Genomic DNA, 12,438 nt, shown 5'->3' with positions numbered 1-12,438 from the left:
GAACAAATTGTCATTCAAATATCCAGCGTGTCGCCCCAGTCCAGCCGTCGCGAGATCCTGAACGCGTCGCCGTCGCGCTTGCTGAACAGTGTCTCGCCGGCACTGCCGTCGGGCACGCAAAGCTTGAGCAGCACCTTGCCGGAGCCGGCTTTCGGCGGCGCGATCACGCGCGCCGGGCGCGCCGGCGCCGGCTGCCGCGAGGCGGCGATGTAGATGAATTTCTCGTCCTCCCAGGGGACGTCGGCGTCCTTGGCGAGGCGATGCAGGCGCGAGCGCGCGACGCGGCGCGAGAAATGGCACCAGTCGGGCGGGACGAGCGGGCAGGGCGCCTCGTGCGGGCAGGGTGCCAGCACATGCGCGCCGGCCTCGATCAATTGCCGGCGGACGGCAAGGATGCGCTGCCAGCCGGCCGGCGTTCCCGGCTCGACGATCAGCAGCGTGTCGGCGGTCAACTGCCAGAGTCGGCCAACCAGTTTGGGCAGCGAGGCCGGCACGATCTCGTCCAGCACATAGGCGGCGGTGACCAGATCGGCGGGTTGAAGATCCGTGAGATCGATCGTGGCGTCGCCGGCGAGCCATTCCGTCCTGGCGGCGACCGTCTCGGCGGCCAGCGTCTGGCCGATCTTGCGCACCGCCGCGCTCGCCTCGAGCATCACCGCCGCCTCGAGGTCGGACCACAGGTCGATCGTGGCCCAAAGCATGGTGCCAGGCCCGGCGCCGATATCGAGCAAGGTCCTCGGCTGGAACTCGGGCCTTGCCTCGGCCAGCGCGTCGAGGCTGGCGCGGACGGCGGCATAGGTCGCCGGCAGCCGCGTCGCCAGATAGGCTTTGACCGCCATGTCCTCGGCCATGTGCAGGCGGCCGTCGCGCAGCTCCGCGCGGTAGCGGTCGGACAGCGTCCGCGCCGCCTGCTTGAGCGCCGGCAAGGGCACATTTTCGAGCAGGCGCTCGACGCCTTGCCGGAGCGGGGCGGGGAGTTCCACGCGTCACGCTCCCCGGGGTGCGAGAAGGATGACCGAAGCGCCGGCGATGCAGATCGCCGCACCGGCAAGGTCCCAGCGGTCGGGGCGCACGCCTTCGACCAGCCGCAGCCAGCCGAGCGATGCCGCGATGTAGATACCGCCATAGGCGGCGTAGGCGCGGCCGGCGGCCGATGTGTCGACCAGCGCCAGCAGGAAACCGAACAAAGCGAGCGAGACGAGCCCCGGCGCCAGCCACAGCGGCGACTTCTCCAGCCGCCACCAGGCCCAGAACGAGAAGCAGCCGGCGATCTCGGCAAGCGCGGCGGCGATGTAGATGAGATAGGTCATGAAAAAAGGTCTCGCGATAACGAGACCTTTTTCATGCTTGGGCCGGCTATGGCAAGGATAATGGGCCGATTGGCCGCGATGCCGCCGGCTTCCTACTCCCCGTCCGCCACCTTCCGGCGGCGGGCGGGCTTGGCGACGGTCGGCTCGGGCCGGTGGCCGATGTCGCGCATTTCCAACGCCTTCTCGCATTTGGCCATGTAGTCGCGGGTGACCGGCAGCGTGTCGTTCCTCTTGGCGAGCTGGATCTGGAAGATCACCAGGTCCTGCCAGCGGAAGGCGGCTTCCGAGGCGGCGAGGTAGAATTCCCACATGCGGCAGAAGCGCTCGTCGTAGATCGCCTTGGCCTTGTCGCGGTTGGCGGCGAAGCGCATGCCCCAATGCTTCAGCGTGTCTGCATAGTGCAGCCTGAGCATTTCGATGTCGGTGACGACGAGGCCCGACTTCTCGATCGCCGGCATCACCTCGGAAAGCGCCGGGATGTAGCCGCCCGGGAAGATATATTTGCGGACGAAGGCGCTGGTCGCCCACGGCACGCCGGAGCGGCCGATCGTGTGCAGCAGCATGACCCCGTCGGGCTTGAGCAATGTCGCCGACTTCTCGAAAAAGGTGCGGTAGTGGTTGACGCCGACATGTTCGAACATGCCGACAGAGACGATGCGATCGAAGCGTTCGTTGAGCGAGCGATAATCCTTGAGGTCGAAATGCACCCTGTCCTGCAGCCCTTGCACATGGGCCCGGTCTGTGGCGACGCCGTGCTGCTCGATCGACAGCGTCACACCTTGCACGTCGACGTCGAAGGCCTTGGCGAGATAGAGGCCGAGCCCGCCCCAGCCGGAGCCGATATCGAGCACCGTCTGCCCGGCTTTCAGCCGCAGCTTGGCGGCGATGTGCCGCTTCTTGGCCGCCTGCGCCTCGTCCAGCGTCATGTCGGGCTGCTCGAAATAGGCGCAGGAATACTGCATGTCCTCGTCGAGGAAGAGCCGGTAGAGGTCGCCTGAGAGATCATAGTGGCGCTGCACGTTGCGCCGCGCGCGCGCGGCGGTGTTGATCTGCTGCAGCCGGCGGAAGGCGTGGCGCAGGCCTTCGATCGCCTTCGACCAGGTCGCATCGATGCCGCCGCTGCCCATGTTCTGGAAGGCGATGCGCATCACCCCAAGCACGCCGCCTTCGAGGATATCGAGTTCGCCGTCCATATAGGCTTCGGGTACCGCCAGCATCGGATCGAAGCTGATGGCGCGTTCGGCGTGCTTTGTCTTGATGTGCATGTGCACCGGCTCGCCGCTGCCGTCGCCGAAGGTGACCGTCGAGCCCTTCGGCCCGGTCACTTTGAGATTGCCGGTGCGCACCAGGCGGTCGAGAAGGCGCTTCAAGAGAATATTCATGACCAAATGTCCCCAACGTCAGACAGGATGGCCTGACGCAGGGTCCCGAAATCGCTATCGATTTCGCGGCGGGATCATGCGCCAAGTCAAAGGACTACGACGTCCTTTGTGCGTCCAAAGGACGCGCGACGCTGTAGTCTGCATCAAGATATAGGGGTTCGAAAAGTTCCATTTGGCACAAAAAAGCCCGGGCGCGAGGCCCGGGCGTTGGTCCAGTCGAAACCGGTGGCAGTCAAGGCGTTTCGAGCGCCGCTGTGGCGCTCGATCGTGCCTGGTCAGGCGTTGTCTTCGCCGCCTTCGAACTCGGCGTTCGGGTCGAAGAAGTTTTCCGGCCGCGCATTGTCGTTGATGTCGTCGCCGTAGATGGCTTCGGCCGTCGTCAGCGTCTCGCCCTTGGCCTGGCGCTCGGCCTCGTCGGCGGTGCGGGCGATGTTGAGCGTGATCGTGACTTCGACTTCCGGATGCAGCGCGATGGCCACATTGGTCAGGCCGATGGTCTTGATCGGGTGGTTGAGCTGAATCTGGTTGCGGTTGACCGAGAAGCCTTCCGCCGTCAGCAGGTCGGCGATGTCGCGGGTCGACACCGAACCGTAGAGCTGGCCGGTCTCGCCGGCCGAACGCACGGCCACGAAGCTCTTGCCGTCGAGCTTTTCGGCAACCTGCGAGGCTTCCGACTTGCGCTCGAGGTTACGCGCTTCGAGCTGGGCCCGCTGGCCTTCGAACTTCTTCTTGTTGGCTTCGTTGGCGCGCAGCGCCTTGCCCTGCGGCAGCAGGAAATTGCGGGCGAACCCATCCTTGACCTTGACGGTGTCGCCCATCTGGCCGAGGCGGGAAACGCGTTCGAGAAGAATGACTTCCATGGTTTTGTTCCTTCGTCTTGGCGTCGATCGCGGGGATCGGCGCAGGATTGATCTGGAACAGGTCAGGAAGCAAAGGGGGCGTTGCCGCCGTGTCGCTGTCCTGCCTGTCGCGGCAGTTAGAGGCTTTCGGCCTCAACCCGGGATTTGATGTCCAACCCTGCGGCGCCCGTCGCCGTGGGGAAAGAAGCGGGCGGCTGGCCGCCCGCTTCGGAAGTCTTAGCGAACCACGTAGGGCAGCAGGCCGAGGAAGCGGGCGCGCTTGATCGCCTTGGCGAGCTCGCGCTGCTTCTTCTGGCTGACGGCGGTGATGCGCGACGGCACGATCTTGCCGCGCTCGGAAATGTAGCGCTGCAGCAGACGCACGTCCTTGTAGTCGATCTTTGGCGCGTTGGCGCCGGAGAACGGGCAGGTCTTGCGGCGACGGTGGAACGGGCGCCGGGTCGGGATCTGGTTGATGTCGACCATTATTCTGCACCCCCTTCAGCGCCTTCACGCGGGCGGCGCGGACCGCGCTCGCCGTCGAAGCTGCGCGGCGGACGATCGCCACGGTCGCCACGATCGCGGTCGCCGAACGAACGCGGGCCGCGGTCGCCACGGTCGCGGTCGCCGAAGCCGCCGCGCTCGGAGCGCTCTTCGCGCTTCTGCATCATCGCCGACGCACCTTCCTCATGCGCCTCGACCTTGATGGTCAGGAAGCGCAGCACGTCCTCGGACAGGCCCATCTGGCGCTCCATCTCGTTGAGCGCGGCCGGCGGGCAGGTCAGGTCCATCAGCGTGTAGTAAGCCTTCCGGTTCTTGTTGACCCGGTAGGTGAGGGACTTCAATCCCCAGTTCTCGACCCGGCCGACGGACCCGCCATTCGCGGTGATGACGCCCTTGTACTGTTCGACAAGCGCATCGACCTGCTGCTGCGAGAGGTCCTGCCGGGCAAGGAACACATGTTCGTATAGAGCCATAGTGTATCGGTGCCTTTCTTCGTTTCTCTCCCGGTTCCTCGCGGCTAAAGCCTCTGCAACTTCTCTGACCCGCGAAGCGGGGAAGAAAGGAGCATGACGAGACGGTCGAGAGCGGAGACACGGGAGGCGGAAGCGCTTCTGGCTTCACACGCAGCCTTTCGATAAGCCTGCGGCCCTCCGTTCAGCCCCCAGCAAGGACCGGCAGATTGCGGGCGTCTATACAGCAATTCCCGAGGAAGGCAAGGGAGGACGTCGGTCCTTGCCGTCGCAGTCAGGAAAAAACGCCAACATTCGGGAGCAAGCTATTTTATCGATTTTCCGGTAATCGGGCTTTAACCACCATAAGCGGTTGTTTTGAGTTGTAACCTCAAATTCACGACGAGAAGCGCACGAAATCGGGTGACCGCGCGGGGGCGGTCTGCTTGGCGATCCGGGGGGTAGGATGCTTCTCAAGAATTTCTGGCGCTCGAAGCGCGGCAACTTCGCGCTGGTGCTGGCGCTCGGCGTGCCGGCGATCCTCACCGCCGTGGCCTTCGCCACCGATGTCTCGACACTGATGAAGGCCAGGAGCAATCTTCAGAACGCGCTGGACGCGGCCAACCTGGCCTCTTCGCATCTCGGCGACATCGACATCTCGCGCAGCGATGCCTTCAACCGCTATTTCCAGGCCAATGTCACGACCCACCGCGAATTGTCCAATGCCCAGGCCACGCTCAGCGTCGACAAGGGCGTCACCTACATCAAGACCAAGGCTGTCGCTTCGGCCGACGTCAATCTGAACTTCGCTTTCCTGTTCGGCGACGACAGGCACATCACCGTCGATGCCTCGGCGATGGAGTCGAACAACCAGCTCGAAGTCGTGCTGGTGCTCGACAACACCGGCTCCATGGCCGGCGCGCGCATCAGCGCGCTCAGGCAGGCGACCAAGTCGCTGATCGACTATCTCGAGGCGGCCAAGTCGCCGACTCGCCAGGTGCGGGCCTCGCTGGTGCCGTTTGTCACCGCCGTCAACGTCAATGGCCCCGATTTCGACCCGTCCTGGATCGACCTGAACGGCAAGTCGTCAACCAACGGCATCAATTTCCCGGCAGTAAAAGGCAAACGTCCAGATCATATGTCGCTGTTCAAGCAGCTTCAGCAGGACGTTCCGGCCTTGAAGCACACCGGCTGGAAGGGGACCGGCTGGAAAGGCTGCGTCGAGGCGCGGCCGGGCGCCTACAACATCTCCGACACGCCACCCGATCCGTCCAACCCGGACACGCTGTTCGTCCCCTACCTCGCGCCGGACGATCCCGACGTCGCCCGCAAGCCGTCCGCTTCCTACGGCAATTCGTCGACCGGCTACAACAACTCCTATCTTGACGACACAATCGACAAGACCAAGCTGGCGCTGCCGGGCGCCAACGTCCTCGGCATCGACCTTAGTGGCGTGCTCGACGCCAATGTCAGCAAGGTCGCGCGTTATGTTGCCTCGACCAACAAGATCGTGACCGAGACCGGCAGCACCATCACCGTCGGTCCGAATCGCGCCTGCCCGACACCGATCGTCCCGCTGACCAACGATTTCGACAGCTTGCGCGCCGCCGCTGCCCAGATGAGCGAATGGAACGGTTCGGGCACCAATGTCTCGGAAGGGCTGGCCTGGGGCATGCGGGTGCTGTCGCCGCAGCCGCCCTATACCGACGCCACGCCTTGGAAGACCTCGGGCGTCAGCAAGGTCGTGATGCTGCTGACCGACGGCGAGAACGTCGTCTACGGCGCCAGCGGCCAGCCGACCAAGTCGGACTATACCTCCTACGGCTATCTTGGAGGCGGCCGTTTCGGCTCCGACAACCAGACGGCGGCTGCGCGCAATGTCGATGGCTGGACCAAGGATGTCTGCACGCAGCTGAAGAGCCAGGGCGTGCAGGTCTACACCATGGTGCTGCAGGCCGATACGGCGGCCAACCGCGCGCTCTACAGCGCCTGCGCCTCCGATCCGAGCGACTATTACGCCGTCAATGATCCAAGCAAGCTGCCGAACGTCTTCCAGACCATCGCCAGCAAATTCTCGAAGCTGCAGCTGACGAACTGAACGGCGGGTTCGCCCGCCGGCTCAGCTTGTGTGGGCGACGACCTTGTCGACCGTTTCGGGGAAGAAGTCCGGTGCGGCGCTTCGCTTGCCGAACATCATGTCGTACTGGATCAGCCGGAAATCGTTGATCGCCGGGTCGATCTTCTTCTGCCGCGCCCAGTCGGGCGTCGCCTCGCCGGCCGGCGACAACAGAAGGTTGCGGTCGACGACGCGGTAGCGCTCGCGCAGGGCGCCGAGGAAGCCGGTATAGTAGGGGTGCGTGATCCCGGCCGTGGTCAGGATATGGTAGGGCAGGAAGGCGGGGCTGACGGCGCCCATCTCCTCGGCCGGGCCGGTGCGGTTGGACCAGATGATCAGAGGCGTCTGGTGGTGCTCGAGTGCCGCTTCGGGCGAGGGCTCCTTGCGCGGCGCGACATTGTCCTTGAGGAAGCCGGTCTCGACATAGACCGGCCCGAGCGGCGGCAGATGATCGCCGAAGAAGGCGATCACCGTCGGCCGCTGGCGCTTCTTGGCCCATTCGACCAGCCGTTCCAGGCCGCGGTCTGCGTCGGCTGAGCCTTCTGCATAGCTCAGCAGCGATTCACGCGCCCAGGAACTGATCGGCGCCGCGACCTTGTGGGACGGATTGTAGTAGCGGTACGGCTCGTAGGGCCCGTGGTTCTGCAGGCTGACGGCGAACAGGAAGACCGGGTCCTCGCTTGCGTCCGCCTCGCGGATGATCTCGTCGGTCATCGCCGCGTCGGAGGCCAGTGGCCCGCGCTTCTGCATCGGCGGCAGCGTCTCCTCCGAGCGGAAGTCGTTGAAGCCGAAATCGGCATAGACGGCGCCGCGGTTCCAGAACCAGTTGGTGCCGGGATGGATGGCGCGCGCCCTGTAGCCCTCGCTCTTCAGGAAGGTCGCCAGCGACGGCGTCGGCGTGCGCACATACTGCTGGTAGGGGATGGAGCCGGCCGGCAGGAAGGCGTTGGAGAAGCCGGTCAGCGCCTCGAATTCGATATTGGCGGTCATGCCGCCGAATTCCGGCGAGAACATATAGCCGGAGCGCAGCGCCCGCACATTGGGGATCGGGTCCGGCGTGATGGTGACGCCGGGCAGCTTGGTCGGATCCCAGAAGGATTCGCTCATGACGACGATGATGTCGGGCTTCTCGTCCGGCACCGAGGCCGTCACGTCAGGTCTCGCGATCGCCGCGATCGCCTTGTCGGAATAGCCGGCCGGCGCCGAGACATGGGCCATCGGCACGTTGAGCGCGAAAGCAAGCGCAAAGCCGTTGGAGGCGTAGTTCTCCTTCTGGTCCCACATGATCGGGATGATCTGCAGCCGGTCGCGGGTCCACGAGAAGGTGGCGTAGTCCATGATCGACACGAAGAAGGCAAGCAGCGGCACCGTCAGCGTCAGCCGCGCCAGCCGACCCTTGCGGCTGAGGATCGGCACCTTCCGGCGCCACAGGCGCCAGCCATAGACGAGCAGCGACAGGCCGGCCACGATGGCGATGGCGATGGCGACGGCGGTCAGCGGCCGCTCGCGCACCAGAAGCGGCATCAGCGCCATGATCTGGCGGGAGTAGAGGAAATCGGTCGGGTAGAGCGGATCGCCGAGATAGTGCGACTTCTGGTGGCCGACAAAGGCCAGCGCAAGGGTCAGCGGCGCCACGATCATCAGGCTCTGGTGGCTGCGGCCGAGCACGGCGTCCAGCCCGATCAGCACCAGCGCGAAGACGATGATGGTGGTCCAGCCCGGCTTGAAGGGCTGCAGGAAGAAGTCGACGGTGCCGGAAAAATCGCCGCGCACGATCCATTCGATGGCGAACACCAGTATGGCGGAGGCGAGCAGGGTAACGAGGCCGTAGCGGACGATCGGCCATCTCCGCCCCGGCAGATAGCCGGTGGATGGATCGTCTTCCAAGAACTGCGGCGCCACCTTGCCGGCGCCTTTCCTGATCCGTGCCACTTCGATATTCCCCGGCCCACGCTGCGCGCCAATCCGATCGGCGTCATTGAATTGTCATTGAACTGTCACGCAAAGCTAGCGCCTGTGGCGAAAATAAGAAGAGCCAGCAAACGAATCGTGAGCGGTTTTCATCATCAGTGATCGCCAAAAAGCCTTTTGGAACAGGCACTCGGGTGGTGATTTCGCGCCCGGACAGGGTGGCGCGGGCTTGACTTGCCCGTCCGCCTTGCGCCACAGGCAGGTAAAATCAGCCATTGGAGAGCCTCGATATGGCCGTCGCATTCACCTTTCCGGGACAGGGCAGCCAGGCCGTCGGCATGGGCAAGGACCTGGCGGACGCCTTTCCCGAGGCGCGCAGAGTGTTCGAGGAAGTGGACGACGCTCTCGGCGAGAAACTGTCGAAGCTGATCTGGGAAGGGCCGGAAGAGACGCTGACGCTGACCGCCAACGCCCAGCCGGCGCTGATGGCAGTGTCGCTGGCGGCGATCCGCGCGCTGGAAGCGCGCGGATTTTCGCTGAAGGACAAGGTCGCTTACGTGGCGGGGCATTCGCTGGGCGAATATTCGGCGCTTGCCGCCGCCGGCTTCGTTTCGGTGGCGGACGCCGCGCGCCTGCTGCGCGTGCGCGGCAATGCCATGCAGGCGGCGGTGCCGGCGGGCGAGGGCGCCATGGCGGCAATCATCGGGCTCGAGCAGGCCGATGTCGAGGCAGCCTGCGCCGAGGCTGCAAAAGGCTCCATCTGCCAGGTTGCCAATGACAATGGCGGCGGCCAGCTGGTGATCTCCGGCGCCAAGCCGGCGGTCGAGCTGGCGGCAAAGCTGTGCACGGAAAAGGGCGCCAAGCGGGCGCTGATGCTGCAGGTCTCCGCCCCCTTCCATTCGGCGCTGATGCAGCCTGCCGCCGAAATCATGCGCGAGGCGCTGGCCGGCGTGGCAAAGAATTCGCCGGTGGTTCCCGTCGTCTCCAACGTCACGGTCACCCCGACCAGCGATCCCGACGAGATCGCCCGGCGCCTGGTCGCGCAGGTGACGGGCCGCGTGCGCTGGCGCGAGACGGTGGAGTGGTTCGCCGCCAACGGAGTTGCCACGCTCTACGAAGTCGGTGCCGGCAAGGTGCTGTCGGGCCTGGCGCGGCGGATCAACCGCGACGTTGCCACCGGCGCCGTCGGCACGGCAGCCGATGTCGAGGCGGCGCTGGCCGCGCTCGCATAATCCACTGGCGATTTGAACGCACCCGTGTGAAGGGTGCTCTCTGAGATCAGGAGACCAACATGTTCGAACTGACCGGCCGCAAGGCGCTCGTCACCGGCGCATCGGGTGGCATCGGCGAGGCGATCGCCCGCGTGCTGCACAGCCAGGGCGCCATCGTCGGCCTGCACGGCACCCGCCTCGAGAAGCTCGAGGCGCTGGCCGCCGAACTCGGCGACCGCGTGAAACTATTCCCGGCCAACCTGTCCGACCGCGACGAGGTCAAGGCGCTCGGCCAGAAGGCGGAAGCCGATCTCGAAGGCGTCGACATCCTCGTCAACAATGCCGGCATCACCAAGGACGGCCTGTTCGTGCGCATGTCGGATGCCGATTGGGACAGCGTGCTGGAGGTCAACCTCACCGCCGTGTTCCGGCTGACGCGCGAGCTGACCCATCCGATGATGCGCCGCCGCCATGGCCGCATCATCAACATCACCTCGGTGGTCGGCGTCACCGGCAATCCCGGCCAGACCAATTACTGCGCCTCCAAGGCCGGCATGATCGGCTTTTCCAAGTCGCTGGCGCAGGAGATCGCCACCCGCAACATCACCGTCAACTGCGTCGCCCCGGGCTTCATCGAATCGGCCATGACCGACAAGCTCAACGACAAGCAGAAAGAGACGATCATGGCGGCGATCCCGACCCGGCGCATGGGCACCAGCGCCGAAGTCGCCTCCGCGGTCGCCTATCTCGCCTCCAACGAAGCGGCCTATGTCACCGGCCAGACCATTCATGTGAATGGCGGCATGGCGATGATCTGAGCAGCCTTGTTCCGACTATGGTCCGGCGGTTGTGAAAAGCGCCATTTCGGCTTGGACCTCCCGCATTTTTCGTGTAATGCGGCCGGCAACCCGGCGGTTCGGGCAAAAACCGGTCCTGTGGCGTTGCGTTACCCGCAAGACCATATTTCAGCTTGATTAGCGGCATTCCGCCCGCTAACGAAGACAACTCAACATAAGACGAGGATGCCCCAAATGAGTGACACCGCAGAGCGCGTCAAGAAGATCGTCATCGAGCACCTGGGCGTCGATGCCGACAAGGTGACGGAGCAGGCGAGCTTCATCGACGATCTGGGCGCTGACAGCCTCGACACGGTCGAACTCGTCATGGCGTTCGAAGAAGAATTCGGCGTCGAGATTCCGGACGATGCCGCCGAGACCATCCTGACCGTCGGCGACGCGGTGAAGTACATCGACAAGGCCTCGGCCTGAGGCTTTTCGCGGGCATCACCGGGGAGGACCTGCGATGAGGCGTGTCGTCGTCACGGGCCTTGGCCTGGTTTCGCCGTTTGGCATGGGCTTCGAGCACAGCTGGAAGGAACTGCTGACCGGCCGCAGCGCAGCCAAGCGCGTCACCGAGTTCGAAGTGGAGGATCTTGCCTGCAAGATCGCCCACGTCATTCCGCGCGGTGACGGCTCCAACGGCACGCTCAATCCCGAAGCCGTGCTCGAGCCGAAGGAACTGCGCAAGATTGGCGACTTCATCCTGTACGGGATCGCGGCCGCCGACGAGGCGCTGAAGGATTCCGGCTGGCAGCCGGGCACCGAGGAGGAGCGCTGCGCCACCGGCGTCATGATCGGTTCCGGCATCGGCGGGCTCGAGGGCATCGCCGAGAATGCGCTGATCCTGCACGAGCGCGGGCCTCGCCGTATCAGCCCGTTCTTCATCCCCGGCAACATCATCAACCTGGTCTCCGGGCAGGTGTCGATCCGGCACGGGCTGAAAGGCCCGAACCACGCCGTCGTCACCGCTTGCTCGACCGGCGCGCACGCTATCGGCGATGCCGCCCGCCTGATCATCTTCGGCGATGCCGACGTGATGCTGGCAGGCGGTGCCGAGGCCCCGGTGACCCGGCTTTCGCTGGCCGGCTTCGCCGCCTGCCGCGCGCTGTCGACCGAGCGCAACGAGACGCCGCAAAAGGCTTCCCGTCCCTATGACCGCGACCGCGACGGCTTCGTCATGGGCGAGGGCGCCGGCGTCGTCGTGCTTGAGGAGCTCGAACACGCCAAGGCGCGCGGCGCCAAAATCTATGCCGAGGTCACCGGATACGGGCTCACCGGCGATGCCTACCACATCACCGCGCCGGCCGAGGATGGCGACGGCGCCTTCCGCTGCATGACGGCGGCGCTGAAGCGGGCGAAGCTTTCGCCCGCCGACGTCGACTACATCAACGCCCATGGCACGTCGACCATGGCCGACACGATCGAGCTTGGCGCCGTCGAGCGCCTTGTCGGCAATGCCGCCTCGAAGATCTCGATGTCGTCGACCAAGTCGTCGATCGGCCATCTCCTGGGCGCGGCGGGCGCGGCGGAGGCGATCTTCTCGATCCTCGCCATCCGCGACAACACGGCCCCCGCCACCATCAACCTCGACAATCCGGAGCGCGAGACGGCGATCGATCTCGTGCCGAACAAGCCGCGCGCCCGCCAGATCGACGTGGCGCTGTCCAACTCCTTCGGCTTCGGCGGCACCAACGCCTCGCTCGTCTTCCAGCGTTACAATGGCTGAGTGTGGGGCCGGCGGCCGCTCGCGCGGCCTGTCGTCAATTTTGCCATATTCGCCCCTACTCTGCCCTTGGGGATTCGCGCGTCGGACAGAAAACCGCGGCCGGTTTTCGCAAGGCACGAGGCGCAGGGTTGAAATGTTGGAGCGTGGTCCG

Annotated in this window: 12 protein-coding genes; 5 read left to right on the top strand and 7 right to left on the bottom strand. The window is 65.1% G+C overall.

Annotation, left to right across the window (positions count from 1 at the left end; genetic code table 11):
- Window positions 1-14: 14 nt before the first annotated feature.
- The 6 genes from EN786_RS05875 to rpsF form a co-directional block, all read right to left on the bottom strand.
- Complete coding sequence (locus EN786_RS05875; RefSeq protein ID WP_127310953.1) at window positions 15-983, bottom strand: small ribosomal subunit Rsm22 family protein; 969 nt, start codon at window positions 981-983, stop codon at window positions 15-17.
- Window positions 984-986: 3 nt separating this feature from the next.
- Entirely contained in the window at window positions 987-1,310 is a 324-nt protein-coding gene (locus EN786_RS05870; protein ID WP_127310952.1) for a YnfA family protein, read from the bottom strand.
- 92 nt (window positions 1,311-1,402) lie between these two features.
- Window positions 1,403-2,692 (bottom strand): cyclopropane-fatty-acyl-phospholipid synthase family protein, encoded by a 1,290-nt coding sequence (locus EN786_RS05865; RefSeq protein ID WP_135908063.1) that lies wholly within the window; start codon window positions 2,690-2,692, stop codon window positions 1,403-1,405.
- Window positions 2,693-2,967: 275 nt separating this feature from the next.
- Window positions 2,968-3,552, bottom strand: a complete 585-nt coding sequence (rplI, locus tag EN786_RS05860) for a 50S ribosomal protein L9 (protein ID WP_127285613.1) — start codon at window positions 3,550-3,552, stop codon at window positions 2,968-2,970.
- 216 nt (window positions 3,553-3,768) lie between these two features.
- Window positions 3,769-4,017: a 30S ribosomal protein S18 gene (gene rpsR / locus EN786_RS05855; RefSeq protein WP_006203718.1), complete on the bottom strand. Its 249-nt coding sequence runs from the start codon at window positions 4,015-4,017 to the stop codon at window positions 3,769-3,771.
- Window positions 4,017-4,508: a 30S ribosomal protein S6 gene (gene rpsF, locus EN786_RS05850; protein WP_127311714.1), complete on the bottom strand. Its 492-nt coding sequence runs from the start codon at window positions 4,506-4,508 to the stop codon at window positions 4,017-4,019. Before rpsF ends, rpsR begins: the two co-directional genes overlap by 1 nt.
- A gap of 442 nt (window positions 4,509-4,950) precedes the next feature.
- Here rpsF and EN786_RS05845 point away from each other — a divergent pair, with 442 nt between their 5' ends.
- The gene (locus tag EN786_RS05845) at window positions 4,951-6,582 is read left to right on the top strand and encodes a pilus assembly protein (protein WP_127285611.1); all 1,632 of its coding nucleotides are present in this window, start codon (window positions 4,951-4,953) and stop codon (window positions 6,580-6,582) included.
- Window positions 6,583-6,603: 21 nt separating this feature from the next.
- On the opposite strand, the gene EN786_RS05840 is transcribed toward EN786_RS05845, so the two are convergent.
- Window positions 6,604-8,532 carry an LTA synthase family protein gene (locus EN786_RS05840; RefSeq protein ID WP_135908061.1) on the bottom strand — a complete coding sequence of 643 codons (1,929 nt, stop codon included), beginning with the start codon at window positions 8,530-8,532 and terminating at the stop codon, window positions 6,604-6,606.
- A 269-nt stretch (window positions 8,533-8,801) separates the two neighbouring features.
- Here EN786_RS05840 and fabD point away from each other — a divergent pair, with 269 nt between their 5' ends.
- The 4 genes from fabD to fabF all read left to right on the top strand — a co-directional run bounded on the left by fabD (window position 8,802) and on the right by fabF (window position 12,287).
- On the top strand, window positions 8,802-9,743 hold the full coding sequence (gene fabD, locus EN786_RS05835; RefSeq protein ID WP_135858055.1) for an ACP S-malonyltransferase: 942 nt from the start codon (window positions 8,802-8,804) through the stop codon (window positions 9,741-9,743).
- 59 nt (window positions 9,744-9,802) lie between these two features.
- The gene (gene fabG, locus EN786_RS05830) at window positions 9,803-10,540 is read left to right on the top strand and encodes a 3-oxoacyl-[acyl-carrier-protein] reductase (RefSeq protein WP_127285713.1); all 738 of its coding nucleotides are present in this window, start codon (window positions 9,803-9,805) and stop codon (window positions 10,538-10,540) included.
- A gap of 213 nt (window positions 10,541-10,753) precedes the next feature.
- Window positions 10,754-10,990, top strand: coding sequence for an acyl carrier protein (locus tag EN786_RS05825; RefSeq protein ID WP_006203723.1), 237 nt, complete (start codon window positions 10,754-10,756; stop codon window positions 10,988-10,990).
- 34 nt (window positions 10,991-11,024) lie between these two features.
- Window positions 11,025-12,287 carry a beta-ketoacyl-ACP synthase II gene (fabF, locus tag EN786_RS05820; RefSeq protein ID WP_127311674.1) on the top strand — a complete coding sequence of 421 codons (1,263 nt, stop codon included), beginning with the start codon at window positions 11,025-11,027 and terminating at the stop codon, window positions 12,285-12,287.
- Window positions 12,288-12,438: the final 151 nt, after the last annotated feature.

Source organism: Mesorhizobium sp. M4B.F.Ca.ET.143.01.1.1 (assembly GCF_004792275.1).
Classification (GTDB): Bacteria; Pseudomonadota; Alphaproteobacteria; order Rhizobiales; family Rhizobiaceae; genus Mesorhizobium; species Mesorhizobium abyssinicae.
This window is presented reverse-complemented; position numbering and strand designations above follow the sequence as displayed.

Excerpts from the sequence above, each read along its gene's own strand:
- EN786_RS05870 (WP_127310952.1), bottom strand. The coding sequence starts at position 1,310 with ATGACCTATCTCATCTACATCGCCGCCGCGCTTGCCGAGATCGCCGGC.
- EN786_RS05865 (WP_135908063.1), bottom strand. The coding sequence starts at position 2,692 with ATGAATATTCTCTTGAAGCGCCTTCTCGACCGCCTGGTGCGCACCGGC.
- rplI (WP_127285613.1), bottom strand. The coding sequence starts at position 3,552 with ATGGAAGTCATTCTTCTCGAACGCGTTTCCCGCCTCGGCCAGATGGGC.
- rpsR (WP_006203718.1), bottom strand. The coding sequence starts at position 4,017 with ATGGTCGACATCAACCAGATCCCGACCCGGCGCCCGTTCCACCGTCGC.
- rpsF (WP_127311714.1), bottom strand. The coding sequence starts at position 4,508 with ATGGCTCTATACGAACATGTGTTCCTTGCCCGGCAGGACCTCTCGCAG.
- EN786_RS05845 (WP_127285611.1), top strand. The coding sequence starts at position 4,951 with ATGCTTCTCAAGAATTTCTGGCGCTCGAAGCGCGGCAACTTCGCGCTG.
- fabD (WP_135858055.1), top strand. The coding sequence starts at position 8,802 with ATGGCCGTCGCATTCACCTTTCCGGGACAGGGCAGCCAGGCCGTCGGC.
- fabG (WP_127285713.1), top strand. The coding sequence starts at position 9,803 with ATGTTCGAACTGACCGGCCGCAAGGCGCTCGTCACCGGCGCATCGGGT.
- EN786_RS05825 (WP_006203723.1), top strand. The coding sequence starts at position 10,754 with ATGAGTGACACCGCAGAGCGCGTCAAGAAGATCGTCATCGAGCACCTG.
- fabF (WP_127311674.1), top strand. The coding sequence starts at position 11,025 with ATGAGGCGTGTCGTCGTCACGGGCCTTGGCCTGGTTTCGCCGTTTGGC.